9 protein-coding genes are annotated in these 22,800 nt (G+C 34.4%); 3 read left to right on the top strand and 6 right to left on the bottom strand.

Annotated features, from left to right (window positions below):
- Positions 1–1,006 precede the first annotated feature (1,006 nt).
- The 3 genes from ACP6PM_RS20210 to ACP6PM_RS20200 form a co-directional block, all read right to left on the bottom strand.
- Positions 1,007–3,631: a DUF3769 domain-containing protein gene (locus ACP6PM_RS20210; protein WP_426587766.1), complete on the bottom strand. Its 2,625-nt coding sequence runs from the start codon at positions 3,629–3,631 to the stop codon at positions 1,007–1,009.
- Between the two features lie 745 nt (positions 3,632–4,376).
- Complete coding sequence (locus tag ACP6PM_RS20205; protein ID WP_011612663.1) at positions 4,377–4,493, bottom strand: photosystem II reaction center protein I; 117 nt, start codon at positions 4,491–4,493, stop codon at positions 4,377–4,379.
- A 108-nt stretch (positions 4,494–4,601) separates the two neighbouring features.
- Positions 4,602–5,948, bottom strand: a complete 1,347-nt coding sequence (locus tag ACP6PM_RS20200; RefSeq protein WP_426587765.1) for a hypothetical protein — start codon at positions 5,946–5,948, stop codon at positions 4,602–4,604.
- Positions 5,949–8,103: 2,155 nt separating this feature from the next.
- Here ACP6PM_RS20200 and ACP6PM_RS20195 point away from each other — a divergent pair.
- On the top strand, positions 8,104–11,481 hold the full coding sequence (locus tag ACP6PM_RS20195; protein WP_426587763.1) for an alpha-mannosidase: 3,378 nt from the start codon (positions 8,104–8,106) through the stop codon (positions 11,479–11,481).
- A gap of 329 nt (positions 11,482–11,810) precedes the next feature.
- Here ACP6PM_RS20195 and ACP6PM_RS20190 read toward each other — a convergent pair whose 3' ends face one another.
- Positions 11,811–13,172: a hypothetical protein gene (locus ACP6PM_RS20190; protein WP_426587761.1), complete on the bottom strand. Its 1,362-nt coding sequence runs from the start codon at positions 13,170–13,172 to the stop codon at positions 11,811–11,813.
- Positions 13,173–14,618: 1,446 nt separating this feature from the next.
- Between ACP6PM_RS20190 and ACP6PM_RS20185 the strand changes: the two genes are divergently transcribed.
- A complete protein-coding gene (locus tag ACP6PM_RS20185) occupies positions 14,619–15,746 on the top strand; it encodes a site-2 protease family protein (RefSeq protein WP_426587760.1) in 1,128 nt (375 codons plus the stop codon).
- A 1,532-nt stretch (positions 15,747–17,278) separates the two neighbouring features.
- Here ACP6PM_RS20185 and phnC read toward each other — a convergent pair.
- The gene (gene phnC / locus ACP6PM_RS20180; protein WP_426587758.1) at positions 17,279–18,073 is read right to left on the bottom strand and encodes a phosphonate ABC transporter ATP-binding protein; all 795 of its coding nucleotides are present in this window, start codon (positions 18,071–18,073) and stop codon (positions 17,279–17,281) included.
- Positions 18,074–18,284: 211 nt separating this feature from the next.
- On the opposite strand from phnC, the gene ACP6PM_RS20175 reads away from it, so the two are divergent.
- The gene (locus ACP6PM_RS20175) at positions 18,285–19,247 is read left to right on the top strand and encodes a cyanophycinase (RefSeq protein WP_426587756.1); all 963 of its coding nucleotides are present in this window, start codon (positions 18,285–18,287) and stop codon (positions 19,245–19,247) included.
- Between the two features lie 97 nt (positions 19,248–19,344).
- Here ACP6PM_RS20175 and ACP6PM_RS20170 read toward each other — a convergent pair whose 3' ends face one another.
- Positions 19,345–22,416 carry a DUF6887 family protein gene (locus ACP6PM_RS20170; protein WP_426587754.1) on the bottom strand — a complete coding sequence of 1,024 codons (3,072 nt, stop codon included), beginning with the start codon at positions 22,414–22,416 and terminating at the stop codon, positions 19,345–19,347.
- Positions 22,417–22,800 lie beyond the last annotated feature (384 nt).

The raw sequence follows: 22,800 nt of genomic DNA, 5'->3' as shown, positions 1-22,800 counted from the left end.
GAGCCTAAAGTCAACGTGATCGGGTTATCAGGGAACGAAGTAACCCCTTTTGGCCTCCCTAAGTGGCGAGCGTTACCACTATAAATAAAACCCGCAGGTACAATAATCGACCAAGAGGTACCAAAACAAGAGTAGGAAAAGCGTAACCAATGGCTTTTAGGGTTTAGGAAACCTCTGCGAAGCAAGCCTGGAGTAATGGTCAGGATAGGCAGACGTGAGGAGGTAATTAAGGTAGGCGGTGAAATCAGAAACCGTTAGGGAGTCACTCGCTAGCTCCCAAGGTGTGAAGTGGAAGTCGTGCCCACTATAAATAAGAAGTCGATGGTTAAGAGTCATTATTGCACCTGAGTATAGTGTCAAACCCGCTTAAACCTTGATTTCAAGGTTGTAGAAGGGAGTATGTGAACCTAACCTCGAAGTAACCTTAGTTATTAGGAGCCGTGTGAGCTGGAAACTCTCATGCACGGTTCTGAAACAGAGGTGAGGGGTAGCGATACCCCCATCGACTGTAACTGAATAACCTCACAATCAATAGACATCTCCAGAAAAGGGGGAGCAGGGAGCAGGGAGTAGGGAGCAGGGAGAAAGAATTGATGCGTCTAGTGGAACAATTGATTTCCTGTTTTTATTATTGGAGATGTCTAATAGCTTAAAACCTTGATTATGAGGTTATTGGATCTATGTGCAATTAGGCGGATTTGATAGGAAAGATCAAGAGGCCATTCTTTCTCCTACCTCCTCTATAATTCCCACTTCTCCTGACTCCTGACTCCTGACTCCTGACTCCTTCTTCAAGTTATATCAAATCCGGTTAATTGCACATAGAATCCGATTATATTATATATGTTGATAATTTCTGAAATTACTTCTTGCCTTCAATCTTCCTAAATTCCCCAAATTCACCTCCTGGGAGGGGTTAGGAGTGGATATCGATCTCCCCATCTCCCCATCCCCCCATCTCCCCATCTTCCCCAACTATATAATAGGTATTCAACCGGATTTGATATTACCTAACCACACCACCACCAACAGGTCGAACATCTTCCCCAGAAAACGGAGTTGTACCACCTTGCCAGTTGAAGTCACTGATCCGGAGGCTAAATGTACCAGTTCGTCGTCTGGGACTAAAACTTAATACTACCCCATAAGTACGACGACTATATTCTAATGTAATTCGATCGTCAAGAATATCACCATTTTCTAAGTTGAGACCACTCTGGTAGCCTACCCGAAAACCTTTATAAATCTGTTGGACGAAACCAAACAAAAGGACATTTGTATCTTCAACGCGGTCAAAGAAAAAAGGTGACTGACCGCTCAGACCAGTCTGGCTATAAGTTAAATTAAATCCAGTATAATCAAAAAAGTCTCTGGAAAAATGCCCAAACTGTCCAGTAAACCCAAGACTCCCACGCACAAAAGATTGGTCTTCATCATTACTATAAATGCTAGTAGCACCTGTAAGTCCTAAGACCATTTGCAGAAACGGAACTACTGGTTTGCTGGTATATCTCAAACCCTGAGTCGGGGTAGCGGGTAATGGTTCACCACTCCAGATGGTTAGTGGGTATCTCAGAGACACTACACTCTGGAAACGACCTAGGTCAGCTCGCGATCTAGGATCGCTATCATCATCATCTTCATCATCAGGTAAGGGTTCAAATGGTTGGAGATCGGTTAACAACTCTCGGCGATCTGTTCTACCATTCACAACTTGATAACCAGTCTGAAAACTGAGTTGGGCGCCAGTTTCACCTATTGGTATTAGGGGGGAAGTAAGAACAACGCCCGCACTACTGTGAACAGTTTGAAATCCTAAACTACCATTAAATAAGCGATCGCGATAACTATACTCTCCTGTTAAATTGTAACCTTGGAATGACTGTCTTAGTCGAATACTACCTCGAAAGTCATCTTCTTCTAGGTCGGGAAAATCTTTAAATGTGAGAAATGTAGCTCGTCCTTCTAGTTGAGTTGTGGGTGTTATGGCACCATTGACGGAAGCTTTGAGACCCAAAACGTTACCATCTATAGGGGAGTCGTCTTCACCGCCACCAAAAAATGCTCTTTCTAAGTAGTATTGGGGAGTTAGCCTGATTTGCAAAGGTCCTGGAACAAAAGGTTCAAATGTACTTTCAACAAATAAACCACCTCGATCGTCTTGATCATAACCAATTTGAATTGGGAGCGGGTCTCGTTGCTGGCGATCGATAACTGTTCGTTCGCGAAATAGTGGCAAACTAAAACGTTGGTCGAATACTAACCGAGATTTTTTGGTTATCAGTTCATCTTGAAAGGGAGATAAGGGTCTAAGTGTAGCGCGATCGGACCTTAATTCTACCTCTGGAGGTGAAAACGGGTCATTGGTTAGTCGAAGATTTATTGCTTCCCAGGTACCAGCACCTAATAAGTTGAGACGGTCAGCTTCAAAGCGCAGTCGGTTAACTGTTCCTGACTGCTCTGGTGCTTCTAGTTTGGGTTCAAATGTAACTTTTGTGCCTCCAGTAGCTTTCACTTTTGTTGGAGGTTGAGTAGCGGTAATGCTATCGCTTAATGATCTTGCCCCTAATGCTCCTACTCCTTCTGTGGTAGGTAGGGATGATGACACGCTTTCTTCTGCGTTTCCAACAAAAATAATTCCACTTGCTTCTTCAATTAATCCTTTGTCAAGAGCAAAGTTGTATTCCATGCGCTCCCCAAGCAAGACTTGCTCTCCTTGAGCAAACACAGCATTTCCTGTTGCTAGAAGTTGACGAGTTGTTAGGTTAACTTGTACTTTGTCAGCACTAACTACTCCTTGACTAAACCGCACTGTCACTTTACCTTCTGCACTAATAAGTTGCCGTTGTTCGTTATATTCTTGGCGGTCTGCAGTTACTTCGACTACATCTGCTGGTAGAGGTATTTGAATAGGTTGTCTATCCTCTGTTGTTTTTTTGTCTGAGTCTTGAGTTTGAGATTCTGATTCTGGTATGGGAATAGGGGTTCCTTCTTTTTTGTCTTCTGATTCTGGGGTGTCAGGTTCACGAGTGGGTTGTTCGTCTTGGGGAAGGTTTGGTAGTTCTGGGATATTGTTTTCTCTGATGGTTTGCCCTATCTGAAATTTTGAGGGAATTGGTTGTTTTTTGCTACTAAAATGTTCTAATATTTTTCTACTATTATTGACATTAAGCGAGTTTGTTTGTTGAGTAGTTTGGGCTTCTTTTTCAGACACAGCATATTCTGAGAAATCTGAGAAGGAGGTGGAGGAGAATTTTTGTTTTCTACCTGAATTGATTTTGCTTTCGAGAGCTGAAATTCTCTGTGCTGATGATATATCTATTTCTATTGGTGGTCCAAGATTGGCTGAGGTTGTGTGAATTGGACCGACTTTCTGAGTATGGTCAAAAGTTGAGGTAATTTGAGGAAATTTGTACAACACAGTTTCTCTGAACTCTTCTCCTAAGAAAGTGTTCTTTGCAGATATTCTGATTTCTTCGGGAACCTGGTTTAATTTTGACGTTGGACTTGATTGATTTTGATTTGGAGTGGATAATTCCTGTTGTGCCTCTGTAACAGACTGGACTACAGACGCTGAAGGTAGGGTTTGAACAATAGGAGGTAGTTCTGGAGGTGGCAGGGGGTAGGACATATTTCGGATAGAAATACTAAGTTCACGAGATTTAAAGATTAGAGTTCATCTTGACATCTTCCCGACACTGCTCTATGAGACAGGGTGGGATTCCCTAAGATTACTGATAGGGGCTTTCTGCTGCCTCTTGCAGAGGAGCTGCGCTTTTCATGTCGCGTAGCGAAACATAGCACCTGCCTCCCTTGCCAAACCTCTTTTCGGTCTTATGGTCGCTCCACAGACAAGACAGCGCGGTCTTGGGGGTCTCCCCCATGAGCGACTGGCGCTGACACTGCTAGCCCAGCAGCTAAAATATTTATACTTGGGTTAATGTCCCAGTCATGGTGACTACCAAATTTTGGACAGTCCTACTCTCTGATGCTCAGAGGTAATTTTTGGACACGAATTAAATAGCATTGCTATATAGATTGACTTGAAAGTCAAAAGTTAACTAATGAGGCTCTTCAGATAGCTTCAGTTAGATGGATTATATTTATTACCATATTCTGTAAATTATGTCAAAAATTAGCCTGGAACGTAACACTGCACAAAATAAGTGGACTTCCAGGCTGAGTGACGCTCCCACAATATCAGCATTTATTTGTCTTCTGTGGAGGAGCCACAATTTTATATTCAATATTTTCGATTTGAGTAAGAGAGCATTTTCCTCTTCTTATTTATGGCTTTAATGCTAGGACTAATCCCTAATTTACTACTTTTCAATGTAGGGTAACTCCCGTGTAGAAGCTAAAATTTTGATACAGGTTTACTCCATGTCCCGACCGCTAGGGTTCCGTGCAGGGTCATTGGATAAGAATCCAAAGATAAATAATAAGACAAAGAATAGAACAACGATATTAACAACTATTTTCAAAGTCAGCATTTATTATTTCTCCTTAAAGGATAGGGTTTCAGACCGAATTTTTTCGATCAAATATCTACAACTTTCTTATCATATCTAAATGTTGACTCATTTTACCACAATCATTTGTCAAAAATTTTTCAACTTTTGTTGACACAATTGCCACACCTGTACAAATATTTTTTCTAGCCATGTCATAATCACATCTACCCACCCCAATATTATTTCTAGGGGATGTTTGACATACCCTACTGAAACTGATTCTACTTCTAAGCAGTTTGGTTGGTGTTTGGGTCTACTTTGTGAGTTATAACTTTGAACAGATATTTTGGCACTGTTTATGCTATAGTTTCCTTTCTGTTCAATTCTATGTCCATCTATATCTCTCAAAACTTCTTTGAATGCGATCGCCTCTTTTTTGGCAGAATTATTAGAATTATTAGAAGTTAAGATGGTCTGGTGAGATAAGTGCCGATCTAAAGGGAAATTTTTCTCTTTTCCTAATTTTTCTATATTTCCTGCCCTAATTAGAGATTTAGTTGTTAAAGAGGTGGCTATCTGAAATGTTTCTGGTTCAAATGGCGATACTGATGAGGCAACTATTGGCGTTTTATCTTGGGTAGCTAAAGGCTTTTTTTGATTTTCTTGGCCTAGTTCTGCTTTTAACAATGACTCGAGTTGCCATTCTTCTTCTATTTTAAAAGGTGGTAGTAAACCATTTAATCCTAGACCTCTAGTAATTGGGTATAGATACTGTTTGCCTAAATTATGAATAAACTCACTGAAAGTTAGATTTGAACTTGACAATAATGGCTGACTTTGGTTTTGAGTAAAACCTCTATTGTGGTGCTTTAGTTCATTTTGGTCTAAAGCTATATTCGATTCCTTAAACAAATTGAACCACAAGGCAATTTTACTGGTTTGTACCCAAGCCATAATTTGCCAGATTCTTCCTAAAGGTTCAAACATTGGCACAAGTTCTGCACAGGGTTTAAGCTGCAATGGGACTTTTTTTTCGATCTTGGCTGTTTCTAATATTAGAGGATTTTCTTGTTTGACCCTGACTGAAATGTCTGATATTTTATGGTTTTCTGCAATCTCTAATCCTGAGAAATCTTCGCACTGCATTTTAAGCAGAGGTTTAGGCTTTGAGGGTTCTAATAGTCTAGGATAATCTTGTGTTGAAATTACTGATACTTCTTGGATAGGTTGGTCAGTAGTTTTACGATATTTACTGATTTTTTTATTGACTTTTTCTTTGATTTGTGGTAAATTGCTTTTGTTTGTTTGTCGTAGTTGTTTGAGTGCTAGGCGAGAGGTTTGCAGCAACACATATATAGGATAAAGTAACAATTGAACTGTGTTAGTAGCTGCAAATTTTAAGTGAGTGAAGGCGCGATCGCTTCGAGTTAATATTTGGCGATATTTTGTCGCCACAAAATTTAATACTTTACTTTTATAGGGACTTGAAGTCATTTTTACTTAGATATTAGATAAATTAATTAATTTTCCAGAGTTTACTTTAAACACGAAAAATATACTATTTACATTGCTTGAGGTAAAATGGAACAACTTAACTAGGAATTGAGGGAGGTAATAAACAAATTTTTGCCGGATAAAAAAATCACAACTTGACTCTAGTCTGACATTTCTGAAGGAAAAGCTATAGATACTCAATTTAACTATATCAGGAAATTATAAAATTATCTAATTTTCAATTCCATAATTTTCCACAAAAAAAATTGAGCAACTCAGAATTAGGATAGGAGGAGAAAAATTTACAACCTAGTTTGATATCTAAAATTAAAAAAAACTCTGGATACTTATGGTAACTTCATCAGCCAATTATCATTTTCTCCATTTTTTTTTATTCTTGAAATTTCGACAAAAATTATCACATCAAACATCTGGTTTGACCATTAGATAAATAGATTTTATGGTAAGGGATAAATCTGAATGATTCTCTGAGATTTTTCCCAGTATTTTTGGTGAACAACTTTGACTTGATAGGCTAAATATTTAGATATTTATTTGATTATTTGAGTCAAATTTTCCTGAGTCGAAAGGTTCTGGTTAGAGAGACTTTTATCAAAATTAGGTAGGAGGAGAAAAAAATACAACCTAGTTTGATATCTGAAGTCAACAAACTTCTAGATGATTATGGTAACTTCATCAGCCAATTATCATTTTATCCATTTTTTTTTATTCTTGAAATTTCGACAAAAATTATCACATCAAACATTGGGTTTGAAAATCAAGTTCAGAGATTTTATTGGCTGGTTGGCATCTGAATAATTATCTGAGATTTTTCACAGTATTTTTGGGGAACAGCTTTGAGTTGATAGAGGAAATATTTAGAGATTTATTTGACTGTTTGAGTAAAATTTTCCTAACTCGAAAGGGAGTGGTTAGAGAGAGATTTATCAAAATTAGGTAGGAGGAGAAAAAGTTACAATCTAGTTTGATATCTAAATTAAAAAAAATTCTGGATAATTATGGTAACTTCATCAGCAAATTATCATTTTATCCATTTTTTTTTATTCTTGAAATTTCGACAAAAATTATCACATCAAACATTGGGTTTGAAAATCAAGTTCAGAGATTTTATTGGCTGGTTGGCATCTGAATAATTATCTGAGATTTTTCACAGTATTTTTGGGGAACAGCTTTGAGTTGATAGAGGAAATATTTAGAGATTTATTTGACTGTTTGAGTAAAATTTTCCTAACTCGAAAGGGAGTGGTTAGAGAGAGATTTATCAAAATTAGGTAGGAGGAGAAAAAGTTACAATCTAGTTTGATATCTAAATTAAAAAAAATTCTGGATAATTATGGTAACTTCATCAGCAAATTATCATTTTATCCATTTTTTTTTATTCTTGAAATTTCGACAAAAATTATCACATCAAACATTGGGTTTGAAAATCAAGTTCAGAGATTTTATTGGCTGGTTGGCATCTGAATAATTATCTGAGATTTTTCACAGTATTTTTGGGGAACAGCTTTGAGTTGATAGAGGAAATATTTAGAGATTTATTTGACTGTTTGAGTAAAATTTTCCTAACTCGAAAGGGAGTGGTTAGAGAGAGATTTATCAAAATTAGGTAGGAGGAGAAAAAGTTACAATCTAGTTTGATATCTAAATTAAAAAAAATTCTGGATAATTATGGTAACTTCATCAGCAAATTATCATTTTATCCATTTTTTTTTATTCTTGAAATTTCGACAAAAATTATCACATCAAACATTGGGTTTGAAAATCAAGTTCAGAGATTTTATTGGCTGGTTGGCATCTGAATAATTATCTGAGATTTTTCACAGTATTTTTGGGGAACAGCTTTGAGTTGATAAAGGAAATATTTAGAGATTTATTTGACTGTTTTTGTGCAATTTTCCTGAGTCGAAGTGTAGTGGTTAGATAAAGCTTTATCAATATTAGGTAGCAGGAGAAAAAGTTACAATCTAGTTTCATTTCTCAACTCAAAAAAAGCTCTGGCCGAAGGCGGTGGTTAGAGAGATTTTTCTGAAAATTAAGCAAGGGAGAAAAAATGATAATCTAAATCTAGTTTGATATCTGAAATGAAACAAACTAATGAATACTCATTTTCACTAAATCAGTAAATCAAAATTTTATGCAATTTTTAATTCCAGAAATTTCTACAACAATTCAGCAACTTAGAAAATTAACTCAAGTAGATATTCAAAACAAATGGCGATATTGGCAAGAGGATATACCTATTACTGCACTTGAAAATTTAGATGCTTGGCAGTTAGCTACAAGAAATGAAAGGAAACATATTGTTTGGGAAAAAGGTAAACAGGTTTTATGGTTAGGGCAAAAGTTGATAATTCCCCCACATTTAAACGATTATTTTTTAACTGGTTTATCTTTACGATTGGGTTTGACTTGGTGGGCTGAATCTGCCGAAATTTATGTGAATGGTAAGTTAGTACAAACGGGGGATTTGTTTGACTGTTCGAGTCGAATTTTGCTGAGTCAAAAAGCGATAGTTGGAGAAACTTTTATTATTGGCATTAAGTTGGTAAGTCCGGAACATGACCGAGGTGCTTTGGTAAAGTCTTGGTGTGTCTATGAAAATCTAGAAAATTATCAGCTAGACCCTGGTTTTATGGCAGATAGATTGGAAATTTTGCTCGAATATTTGACTAAAGTAGAATCTGAAAGCGACTTCTACCTAGAGATAATAAAAAAATCTGTCAGTTTGATAGATTGGCAGACAGTTAGAGAAAGAGAAAAGTTTGAGCGATCGCTACTAAAGCTCCACTCGGAAATAACTAAAATTTCTGACAACTATATTAATAGTTTAAAAATCAAATTATTAGGTCACGCTCATTTAGATTTAGCTTGGTTATGGGATGTGGAAGAAACTTGGGAAGCTGCGCAACGAACTTTCTCATCTGTACTGAATTTACAAGAATATTTTCCCGAACTTATTTTCTGTCATTCGACTCCGGCACTATATGAATGGATAGAACAAAATCGACCAGACTTATTTAATAGAATTAAACGACAAATTGATTTAGGTAAGTGGGAAGTTGCCGCTGGTTTGTGGGTGGAACCAGAATTAAATACAGTCGGAGGAGAATCAATAGTTAGACAAGTTTTATACGGTCAACGTTATGTTTGGGAAAAATTTGGCAGATTTTCTGCTGTAGCTTGGTTGCCAGATACTTTTGGTTTCTGTTGGCAACTTCCGCAAATTCTTAAAGGCGGAAATATAAAATATTTTGCTACTCAGAAGTTACGTTGGAATGACTCTACGGAGTTTCCTTTTGAAGTTTTTTGGTGGGAATCTCCAGATAAAAGTCAGATTTTAAGTTTGATGTTACCTCCTATAGGAGAAAGTATTGAAGCTGTAAAAATGGCAAAGTATGCTTGCGAGTGGTTGACAAAAACTGGCAGGAAAAATGTTTTATGGTTGCCTGGTGTGGGAGACCATGGTGGAGGTCCGACTCAAGATATGTTGGAGGTAGGTAAGAGATGGCAAGAGTCTGGTTTTTTCCCTGTGTTGGAGTTTTCTACTTCTGAGAATTTTTTTACTGAGTTGGTAGAGGAAAACTACCAGAATTTTCCTGTTTGGCAGGATGAACTTTATCTAGAATTTCATCGAGGGTGTTACACGACTCATGCAGAGCAAAAAAGATGGAACCGTCGTTGTGAAAATTTGTTGTACCAGGCGGAGTTGTTTTCTGTTTTTGCTTCAATTTTGACTGGTAGTTGTTATCGAAAGAATGATTTGGAGATGGCTTGGAAGTTGGTTTTGTTTAATCAGTTTCACGATATTTTGCCTGGTTCGGCTATTCCGGAAGTTTATGTGGATGCTAATCAGAATTGGCAGGAGGCGGAAAGGTTGGGTAAGGAAATTTTGGCGGAGGCTATGGGGAGGGTTGCTGCTAATGTAGATTTTTCGCCACCTTTTGCTGTAGATACTTTTGCGGGTGGGATGGTTTATCCGATGATTGTGTTTAATTCTTTGAATTGGCAAAGGTCGGAATTAGTTTCAGTTGCTTTGCCAGCGCTTCCCGCAAAAAAGGATATTAGGGAGCGGGGAGAGAGCTTTGAATTAGGGGATGGAGATGAGGAGAGAGAAGGAAGGCAAGGGAGACCAGGTGGAAAAGGAAGAGAAACAATCTCTGAATCTTCTTTTTCTTCTGCCTCTTCCCTAAGACCTAACTCCCAACATCTAAGTTCTTTAGAGAGTAGGGATGATGACTGGCAAGTTTATGACAATGCCGGGCAAATAATTACTTCTCAGGTCTCAGATAAGAATTTACTGTTTGTTGCTTCTGACATACCTGGGGTTGGTTATCGAGTGTTTTGGTTATGTTCTGGATTTTCAGATTTGGGCAATAAACCATATATAGGTACACTCGTCCGCAAGTTTACAGTAAGAGTACCCAAAAAAATTCAAAATGTCAATACTGTTAGTTTAGAAAGAGAAAAATGGGTTTTAGAGAACGATTTATTACGGGTAAAGGTAGAGGGAACAACAGGAAATCTAGAGAGTATTTTTGACAAGATTAATCAACGGGAAATTCTGAGGAAACCAGAAGGAAATCAACTACAAGCTTTTCGTGATGAAGGTCAATATTGGGATGCTTGGAATATCGATCCAAATTATCAGCAACATCCTTTATCTCCAGCAAAATTAATAGATATTTCTTGGGTAGAACAGGGAGAATTAAAAAGTTGTCTGCGGGTAATCAGAAAAATAGGTAATTCTGAGTTTCGTCAGGATTACATTCTCGAAATTGGTTCTCCACTATTAAAAATTAAAAGTTGGGTAAATTGGCAGGAAAGACACACTTTAGTCAAAGCAGCTTTTCCCATAAATATAGAAGCAGATTTTGCTACTTATGAAATTCCTTGTGGAGCAATTAAGAGAACTACTAAATTTCAGACAGAAACAGAGAAAGCAAAATGGGAAGTTCCAGCTTTACATTGGGGGGATATTAGTCAAGATAATTATGGAGTAAGTTTATTGAATGACTGTAAATATGGATATGATGCCAAACCAGATGAATTACGTTTAACTTTATTGAGAGGTTCGACTTGGCCTGACTCGGAAGCTGATGTAGGAATTCACGAATTTACTTATGCTATTTATCCTCATATCGGAAGTTGGGAAAATGCTGGAACTGTGCAACGAGGTTATGAATTAAATATGCCTTTGCTTGTAAAGGTAATGCCTTTGATTAGTAAGGAAAAATCTCATGGAAAGTTGCCACAAGTTTATCGTTTTTTGGGTTGGGAAGCTGAGAACTTAATTTTGATGGCGTTGAAACGGTCAGAGGATAATCAAAGTTGGGTGTTCAGATGTTATGAGAGTTTGGGAAAAGAGGCAAAGTTAAATTTGGAAAGTGACGCTGGTTTAGGGATAGGAAAAGTTGTGAATTTGTTAGAGCAAGATGCTAGTGAAACTACTTTTGGGTTTGGAAGTAAGAGTTGTGAAATTCCACCTTGGAAAATAGTCACTTTTTCCTTTTGAGTATGGCAGTGAAAATTTTCCATAAATTATAGATATATCTGTGGGGATGTGAAATTTTTGGTTGTGGGAAGTGGGGAATTTTCTGGATTTATCTTTTGCCTGCCTCAGGAATTTCTACTGTGGGAAAAAATCGTCGGTTTCCCTTTGAGTATGGCAGTGAAAATTTTCCATAAATTATAGATATATCTGTGGGGATGTGAAATTTTTGGTTGTGGGAAGTTATGAAATTTTTATTTGGGGGAAGTGTGGAATTTTTCCATAAAATACATAAATTTAAAAAATTTTTTATCAAAACAAACATTACAAAATTTCAATAATTTTCCTGTTTTTTATAAACGAAAATCTTGGACTGATTCTGACAAAGTGTCTGCAATACTCAGTAATGTTTGTAAGGAGTCATCTACTTCTTTTGTTACCTGGGCTTGAGCGATATTTTTATCGCGAATAATTTGTAAAAAATTTGTGAGTTTTTGTAGATTATTTGCCTGATTTTCTCCCCAAGAGGCAACATTATCTATATAGTTATTAAATTTATAGACTTTCTGAACAATTTTAGTTAGCCCTCGCTTAACTTCTTCTCCCAATTTTTTTGACTGGAATTCCTTTACAACTATATTATTCTCAGGAATAGTCAGATTTAAACTTTCAATCTTGCGTTGAAAATATTCTAATTTTTTCTTGACTAATTCCCAATTATTTGCCAGATATTGCAATTCTTTTGCTATTCTTACTACATCTTCATTGCTAGTTTTTCTAGAAGCAAAAATATCAGTATTTAGTAACAAAATTTGACTGTGAGTATTAATTTGAGAAATTAAAGATTGAATTTTGTTTAAATTATAATTATAATTGGCAAATATTTGAACTTTGTGATTAATTTCTGAAATTAAGGTATGTGCTGCCATAATTTCATTGAATACCTCATCTATTTCCAGGCAACTTGTGGAAGCATAAATACTAATTTCTTGAGCAACTTGTTCAGCTTCCCAGGCTATGTATGCTCTTTGATAAAAAGAATCAATTATTACTTCTAAGGTGTTGAGAAAAGAAGCTATTTCTTCTACTTGACACTGACTTCCTAGGGATAAGTTTTGAAAAGTAGTTTTGCTATCTGTCGCTAGAATATCAACTTTTTTAGCAGCATAATCTACTTCTTTAACAAGTTTCCAAAATTTGTCGATAGTCATATTAAAGGAATAAGAAATTATTCCTAATTCTTCACATCTAACTTTGACTTTCAGATAAAGTTGCCCATGGGCAGCAGCGTCTACTTTATCTAACAATTTTATAACTTGACTGGCAATTTTTTCTTTATCTTGTTCGCTTCTTTCTTCCTGAATTTTAATATTAATTAGAAGATTACAAATTACATCAGCCATAAAATTAAATTTTTTGGTCAAATTAAGGAGTCGATCGTTAGTATAAATAGGAGCTCTAAAATTATAGTTCCCTGTAGAAATACCTTCTAGATAATTATCTAATCTATTGATTGAAGAACGCAGTTTTTGCGCAGTTATTATACTTAAGCTAAATGTTGTGATAAAACTGGTGATACCTGCTGTACAGGCGATGGCATAATTCTGATGAGTTTTGCTGATAAAATTTGGCGGATAAACCAGTGTTACAATAGCAGTTGTAATTGTAGTTATTCCCCCACTCAACAAAGCTATCCATAATGGTTGATTCTTCATAAAAACTATTTATTTACTACTAATTTTTATTTGATATACAATTAACCAAGGTCATTTGAGTTAACCTCCTGCTTCGCAGATGAAAAGCCTCCTGACTTTTCAATAATTAATAATTAATTATTACCTCTCCTTGAAAAAAAGAGGATTAACGCGGTGGGGAAAATTTTTTCTTCTCCTTGAAAAAAAGAGGATTAACGCGGTAGGGAAAATTTTTTCTTCTCTTGGTCGATTGGATATGGCGAGGAGACCTCGCCATCCCTCGACCGCTTTTTTCTCCTTGAAAGGAGAGGCTTTAAATTAATTATTCGGTAACTGTGTTTTTTCCTGACGGAATTCTGCAAATATGTCGCATATAGCAATCCGCGCATAGGTTGCGGATAATCAAAAAGTAAATAAAAAAACTAAAACTCTTACCTGTTCCCTGTTCCCAGTTAAGTGTTTCCTAAAAAGCAGTAAGAACACGAATAAAATAGGATTGCTATAGCGAAATAGTTATCAGTTAGGATACTAGGTCGTAACTGCGTCAAATTATCTACCATTCAAACAAATCATCTATTACTCGATAAAATAATAGATTTTTATATGATTTTAGACGATTATGGTTAGATTTAAACTATAAAAAAACTGATATTTGATTTGTGTTTTCGGAGGATACTAAATTCCTATTAAAACAACTATTTATATGTTCCTGAATTTTTTCTTTTGACTTAAATAGACTTCTGGTGAAAATCAGATTATCCGTAAGCATTCAGCATTCAGCAATTAGCTATCAGCTATCAGCGTAAAAAGATAATCATTCAATACTTCATAGCTGTTAACTAAGTTCCTCCGCAGGAGGCTAGCTGATAGCTGAAAACTTACCTCTACTTGCTGTTTAAAGCTGATAGCTAGTTAATATTTATTACCTGCTATTTATATTTACAATAAGTAGGTGGAAAATCAATTTTATTCTCTCAGTTACTATTAAGACAATTTTGAAAAAATAATGTTACAAAGAGTGTAGCTGGGGAAGAAAGAAAAACCAAAGTGTGAATAAAATAGGAAATAAGGAAGAAAAATGGTAAATTTTATTGCTAAATCATATCAATAAACTTGATAGCAAAAACAAACAGTTATGATTAATATCCACTATTGGTAGCGAACATTTATAAAATTGATATAACACCTATATTTATTAATTGATAATTCAAATATAATTATTATTTTAGTCTGCACATCCTAAATTATGTATCTCACTCAATTGGAAGAAGCTATAAATTGCGAGCGAATATGAGAAATTTTTTCACAATATAATTTAGTTAACTTTCCTATAACCGAACATTAGGGGAGGGATACCACTATATCAATAAACAACAAAGCTTATTTATATTTTGTTAGAGTAAATATGTGAATTTCAAAGAGGTAAAAACTAGCCTTAACTAAAGATTAACTTAAGAGGATAAATTTATGAATGGATCTTTTCGTGTCGGCAACCTATTTGGCATACCATTTTATATTAACTCATCCTGGTTTCTAGTCTTGGGTCTGCTTACTTTTACTTACGGTGGCAACCTAGCAACTCAATTTCCTCAAGAATTGGGTGGAATTTTACCTTGGATACTAGGATTAATAACAGCATTATTGTTATTTTCCTCTGTCTTAGCTCATGAGTTAGGACATAGTTTTGTTGCTCTATCTCAAGGAATAGAAGTCAAATCAATTACCCTATTTATCTTCGGAGGTTTAGCTAGTTTAGATAGAGAATCAAAAACACCAGCAGAAGCGTTTTGGGTAGCAATTGCTGGTCCTTTAGTTAGTATAGTATTATTCGGTTTATTCACAGCAATTAATATTTATACAGCCATTACCGGACCAGTTGAATCAATTATTCAACTATTAGCTTACATCAACTTAGTCCTGGCATTATTTAACCTAATTCCTGGTTTACCACTTGATGGTGGTAATATCCTGAAATCTATTGTTTGGAAAATCACTAATAACCCTTACAAAGGAATTATTTTTGCTAGTAGAGTAGGTCAAGCATTTGGTTGGTTAGCAATAATTTCTGGTTTAATTCCCACATTTTTATTTAGTAGTTTTCCTAATTTTTGGAATATTCTCATTGGTTTGTTTCTCCTACAAAATGCTGGTCGTTCTGCTCAATATGGAGAAATTCAAGGTGTGCTTGCGGATTTAACTGCTGTAGATGCTATTGTTCCTAATAATCCAATTGTGTCAGTAAATCTGTCTTTACGAGAATTTGTGAATGAATATATTATTGGGAAAGAAACTAGAAAGGAATTTTTAGTTACAGATGAAGTAGGGCAGTTATTAGGAATAATTAATGTTGATGATTTGAAAATAGTTAATACTTCAGAATGGCCTTTAGTTGAGGTGAAAGAATTAATGAAACCTGTAACAAACATGGAAGCTGTAACTGCTCAAACTACCCTATTAGAAGTAGTTTCTTTGTTAGAACAAAAGCAAATTAATCAGCTAACTGTTATTGGTGAAAATGGTGTTTTAGTTGGGTTGATTGAAAAATCTTCAATTAGGCGTTTGTTAGAAAAAAAATCTCAAGCGAAACCTGCTTAAATTAAGACAAGGAGAAAAACTTTAGTTTGTCAAATTTGATTTTTTTTATATATCTTTACTTTGGATCAAAGGTATCATAACAAAATCTGGTTTATAGAGTATTGTTTTATGTAGATGAGGGGCGTTGGTAATTGGTAAGATAATTTTCTACTAGGGGTGATACCCATCACTTGCTCTGGTTAGAGATATTTAGAGGTATCAAAAATAAATTAATCTTAAAGTTTCATCTGTTGATTTACCAATGCCACATGAGGAGATAGGGTGTAAGGGAAATGGGGAGAGAGTTTAAGTTTATTTAGCATCAAATATCTTCAGTAATCGGATTTTGTATCAGGTGTAGAAATGATGGCAAAAAGAATAGATAAACTTATATTTACTTACAGTTTTCCAGAGCATTTTACTGTAACTATCTATCTATGCATGAATTTTGTCTGAAGCTATTCCATATTCTCTTTTTGACTAAGAAAAAGAGGTAACAAGCCTCCCCTTTCAAGGGGATAAAAATTAAAATATTCCTGATTTCAAGCTACCAACTTCAGGCAGTAATCACTGATAACTGATAACTGATAACTGATAACTGAAATGACAACTATCTATGTATGAATTGGGTACGACTTGACTTTATTTTGCTCCGGAAAACCTTTGATTTTGATATTAATTACTTTTCCTAATAATTCTTCCTATTCATTGCCAGTTAATCCTTCAATATTTTTATATTTAGATACTATTTGTAAAATAATTCTTAAGAGAGCAAATAGTGACTAAAATCTAAAAGCGGTAGTACTTCAATAAATTGAAATTTGGTAGATACCAAAGGTGCAAAGGTATATATATTTCCAGATTTTTAACTGACAAATAGTTATCTTAATTTCTTCTTCTCTATTGCCTATTGCCTATTCCCTATTTCCTATCTGCTTTTTATCTTTCCTTTACAAACAGTCTCTTATTTATACTATATATATCATCTACTAATCGATTTTTTTCCAGGGGTAATTGTTTTGTTGTATGATTATATTTCAGATAAAACAATTATTTAAGACTGGTATTTAACTAGCTAAGTAAAGGCTGTTCAAAAAATTAACAATTAACAATTATCTCTTCTGTAATAGAAAAATTGGCTAAAAGGTTTTTTTCTTCTCTTGGTCAATTGGATATTGAGAGGTTTTCTCGCCATCTCTAGACCACTTTTTATCCATGAATGGAGAGGCTTTATACCTTAATTTTTCGGTAAATTTTTGCCTTATATATAAGACTTTCAATACTGGTAAACAAGCAATAATTTTCCTCGTCTACCTTCTGACAATTCAAAGAATGTACCAACCAAAATTATTACATTCTTAGGACTACCCTTTCTTCCTCCTCTTCCCCCTAATTATTTATAACTATTCATCTGAAAATCAGATTACTAAATCACTATAATACCAATTTGCTCAAGTATGGCTACACATCATATCTTAAGAATCAAATCATATAATCTAGCAGCAGGTAAGTAGTCTAGCCCAAGTTTATGAAATTGGTATAAGTTAGTTTACCTAAACCAATTCTCCATGACCAGTCAAAATAAGTTCTGCTGCTGCTGCACCATAAAGTTTGTCAAGATTATTATCGTCAAGATTAACTGTTTTACCATCAAATACAACCTCTCCATTTTTCAGAGCAATACTCCGCTCAAAATAGCGACGTACCATTTGAACTTGATGTAGGGAACTAACAATAGTAATCCCATTTTCCCGGTTAAGTTCGCACAATAATTCCATTATTTTACGAGCAGACTCTGGGTCTAGAGAAGCAATAGGTTCATCTGCCAAAATAATTTTAGCTTTCTGTACTAAACAACGAGCGATCGCTACTCTTTGTTGTTGTCCCCCGGAAAGTTGAGAAGCTCTTTTATAAGCTTGCTCTAAAATTCCTACTCTTTCTAATGCAGTAAGTGCTTGTATTTTTTCCTCTTTTGTAAATAGACGTAGTGCTGAATTTACCAGAGACATTTTTCCTAGATTTCCCACTAAAACATTTTCAATAACTGTCAGTCGTTTAACTAAATTAAACTGCTGAAAAATGCAACCTACTTGGCAACGTAATTTTCTAATATTTGAGTGAAATTTACCATCTGTTTGTAATGTTGTACCAAATACATAAACTGTACCTTTGTCTCCTTTTTCTAAACCATTGATATGTCGTAGCAAAGTAGATTTTCCAGAACCAGAAGCACCAACTATAGCAACCATTTCACCTACTTCAATACTGAAGTTTACTTGTTTCAGAGCAGGTTTACCTTTAAAGCTTTTATCAAGATTTTTAACTTCTATAGCTTTGTATTTAGACATTTTCATTCAACAGCATCAATCAAGTTAGTATATATTACAACTTTTTGATTAACTTGTGGTTATTGTTATGTTAAAAAAAACAACAGGCGCAAGAGTTGATGATTGAGATAAAATTATTGTGATATTACCATCTAGGAATTTATTTATGAGGTTTCTTTTCTTGTTAAACTCGCTTTTAATTTCTTTATTCAAAAAATCACTAAAAATAACAGTGGTTTTATTATTAATAGTTGCTATAGTATTAGTTTTTCCTCCCCAGGCAATAAGCTACAGTTATGACAATTCTGTTAATCTGAGTCTACAACAAGCTGGCCCTGCTTATGACTTGGGTGGTGGTGGCCTTGATGTGGACGAAGCAATCCAGTGGATGATTAATCAAGTCCGAGGATGCTATTCTTGTACTAATAGGATAGATGTGATTGTAATTCGTCACTCTGGGGGCGATGCCTATAATCAAGCACTTGTCGCTATGGATGGGGTATACTCAGTCAAGACTCTAATCATTTCTGATCGGGAGAATGCTAAAGAAGAAAATGTTGTAGAACAGATTCAGAATGCTGAAGTGATTTTCTTTGCTGGTGGTGACCAGTGTCAATACTTGCGGAACTATCGAAATACAGGAGTCCATCGAGCTATTAAGTCTGTTATTGCCAGAGGTGGAGCAGTTGGTGGGACAAGTGCTGGAGCAATGATTCAAAGTAATTTTGTCTTTAATGCTTGTTCTGAGACAGTTACCACTAAAACTGCATTAAAAAATCCATACAAAGATATTACTCTTAGTCAAGATTTTTTCCACTGGGAGAATTTGCAGGATACTATTATAGATACCCATTTCTCTGAGCGCAATCGCATGGGTAGGTTAATGACATTTGTTGCTCGTTTACTACGAGATGGAATATCTTCTGAAGTTTTGGGTATAGGTATTGATGAAAATACTTCGTTAATTGTAGATCAAAATGGTTTAGCTAAAGTAGTAGGAGATAAGTTTGTTTATTTTGTCTTAGGAGACCATTTGCCAGAGGAATGTGAACCTCAAACTCCACTCACTTTTAGTAGGTTCAAAATCTGGAAAAAGGGAAATGGTGAAACTTTTGATTTGAGTAATAGAGTCTTAAATGATGATTATTATCAGATTAGTGTGGAGAATGGAAAAATTGATTCAAATCCTTATTAAAGTTGGGATTTAAACTTCTTTTTATTGAAAAGATATGAGTAGCAAACGAAAGCGATCGCCAACTACTTTAAATAATATTTTAGGTATTATTTTTCTATTATCCGGAATAATCAACTTCACCATCTGTTCCAGCAAATCTCTTGGGACTATAGTATTCCCTAATAACTTTTGGCTCTTTATTACTCAATAACTCTTGCACACTCTCACTTCCTTCTAATGCAATATCATAAGCAGTTTTAAGCATATAATCATTACTATCTATTTCTTCAATCATTGCTTGATTATCATACATTGCTAAAATCAATATATAGTTTTTCTTTAATCTATTATTTTTTTCATTCCGTAAAGCATCAGAAATAGATTTTTTGTGACTATCTTCCACATATTGCTCTGATAGATGACCTAAATAAAGCCAACTTTCTGTTGCCATTAATTTTTCTACAGTAGAAGCTCCACCTACAGAATATTCAACTATTTTTTCCCAAATATACTCGTTGATTTGACTTGAAAAACGAAATGCTCTTAATGAAACTGCCCGAATATATTCACTTATTTGTAATGAGTTCTTTTCATAATAAGCTATTACTTCAACTACGCCATTATTATATCCTTGTTTAGACAAACTCTCCAAAACTAGCAATAGGTTACTAAAAATCCAAGGTTGTTCACACAAAATATAAACTGTTTTATCTTTTATTTCTTCAAGACCGAGTAAAGATAACTTGTTAAAAGCAAAACGGATAGAAGACTTTAATTTTTTGGTTTTACTAATTTTTTCTCGGCTGTTTGATTCTTTTAATAAATTAGCTAATTCTCTCCAGCTATCTACAAACAATTTAATAAGTTCATTTCGTAATAGATTCTTTTTTTTAATCCAGTCAGAGTTACAATCCTGAAAAATTATAGCCCAATTATGAATCTCTTCATTATTAATATCATCAATTAATCTTGGTAACTTTAATTCTGTTTTGTCTTTAAGTCCTTCCTGTCGCTTTTTTTCATCCCATAAATACCTATATATTCCCCGGCTTAAGTCTGATACATCAATATAAATTTCAATAGAACGCAAACATTTTTGATATATTCTTATTAAATACCACCATTGATTATCATTATCTCTTTTATCTGCTTTAATTAACTCCTTACGATATTTGCTATTACAAATGTATAGAGGATTAACTACTTCTTTAAATTTCTTATCTAGTTCATCTAATAACTTATTCTCTTCCAGAGTTTCTATAAACTCTGACACATTATCATATCTTTCTGTTTTACTTTCATTAAGTTTCAATCCTAAATTTTCTAACTCCTGTGTCAAAACTTCTAAAACTACTTTTTCATCATTTTTATCGGGAATAATAAGTATAATGTCATCGACATATCGTATTAATCTTACATTCCACTCATTGTCTTTTGCTTGGGTACCAAATTTAGCATCAATTGGTTTTAAATAAAGATTTGCATAAAACCCAGAGCCAATACTTCCTTGGGTAATTCCTTTAACTATTTCATGCTCATCCAAATTTTTTGACAGTAGTATTTTTAATAACCAACGTATCCGTTTACTTTCTGTTAACTCTTCTGCAGTTAATTCAATTAGACGAGCTTGAATTATTTTTGTATAAAAAGATTCTATATCAACACAAATTATTACGCCATTCTGATTTTCTTTTTGCTGTGCTATATTGCGTGCTTCTGCAAGAAAATCACGATATAAAGTAAACCAAGAGTTGTATAAATATTCTGTCTGACGTTCGGATGATGAAATACGATAAGCTTGACTATTTCCATTTAATGAAGAAGTCTTTTCTGGAAAATTTTGAATAATTGCAGTTGAGAGAATTTCTCCTTCTAATCTTGATAAACTTCTAGGACGACTCTGAGATACATTTTTAGGAAATTTATAATGTAAATTATCCTCTGAATTTACCACTTCTTTTATATAAACTTTCAATTGCTGCTGTAATCTTTGAAGGTTTTTAGCAAGGTTTATTTCAAATAATCTATATTCAATTTCGTCAGGTAATGATTCTGATTTTAAATGTTTTCTGGCTCTCACCCATGCCTTTTCTAAGTTCTTTAAATCAATTAATTCATGCCAATCTTTATCATTTTGTAAATTTGAATTAATGACAGTAGTATAATTTACATGAAATGCTTTTTGAGATTCGTATATTTTATCTTCTTTATTCCACCACTTGCTATGATATGGATTCTTAAACTTAGTTTTACAATCAGATTTATCGGATACTTTTTCTACAATATGAGCGCTTTCAAAAAATACCGACTTTAGTGAATCAACTATTTTTGTTACACTTCCTGAATATTCTTGTGTTCCTACTGTTATTATATGCAAGCTATCAATTGCTGCATCCTCAAATAACCATTTATATGCACGAGCTTCATCAATCCCAAATTCATATTTACTATCTATAACTTCATTTGTTGTTATTCCTAATTCCTGTAATATTTTATAATCTTTTTGAAGAGAATCAAAACCTACTTTAAAACCAGAAAGAACATTAGATTGGAGAAGGATAGTATTAGATATACAAGGTTGACCCCATTGATTACACTGGTCATTAATAAACTTAATTATATGTGAAACTCGCTCTTGTAAGCTTCTAGGATAAATTTGATATATTAATTTAATATTTAATTGAGCGAGTAGGTTTTTTACTTCTTTCACAAATTGGTTATATATTGCTAAAGCACTAGGATTTTTATCTATTGCTATACATACTATTTCTAGGGAATTTGTAAATTTTTCCTTTTCTCGAAAAGATATAATTTTTTCTAAAAATGCTATAGTTGCTGCTCCTGCTCCACATCCAACATCTATTAAACATATATGCTGATTTGTAGATATCCAATTCAATAATTTTTCTGAAGTTACTATATTTTCTAGAGTGTAAATTACTTTAAAATAGTGTGCTGGAAAATAGTAGTAATATTGAGCAGCAGCACTCTCAAGTGTTTCTTCTAAAAGTTTTTCTAATACTTGTTTTCTAGATAATTTTTTGTAACCTTCGGCTTTTGGTTGCTTTGCTAACCACTCATGATTTCCTCGTTGAATCAACGCTTCTATAGCATCATCATCCTCTCGATGAGCCAAAACATAAAACCTCAGTTCTTGCCGTGTCATTTTTTTAAAGTCAGGCTTAGTCATTGTTAAATCTCCATTGACTTCTAACTTCAGCATTATATTGTGATTAATAAATGCAACCTAATTTAATCTAAATCTGCATTCTGTGGAGCTACCAAAAAAAAAATCCGCGACGAAAAGATATTTTAGTTGCATCCGCAAAAAAATCATGGTAGTATGTAATTATTGGGGGTCGTTCGTACCTACGCATGAATTTTTATTCAACAAAAATATTGATAATCTTATGGTGCGTAACGACAGCTAAAACCTAAACGGTGAAAATTCTTTAGGAATCCTTCGTCACGCACCATTGTAGATGTGTCAACCCAGTAGCCATATAAGATTTTTATTTAACTGCTGATTAGAAGCAAAACATAAACAGGACTTAGGCATTTTTGGGTTATAAAC

It is taken from the genome of Dapis brunnea BLCC-M229 (assembly GCF_050015995.1).
GTDB lineage: Bacteria > Cyanobacteriota > Cyanobacteriia > Cyanobacteriales > Microcoleaceae > Trichodesmium.
This window is presented reverse-complemented; position numbering and strand designations above follow the sequence as displayed.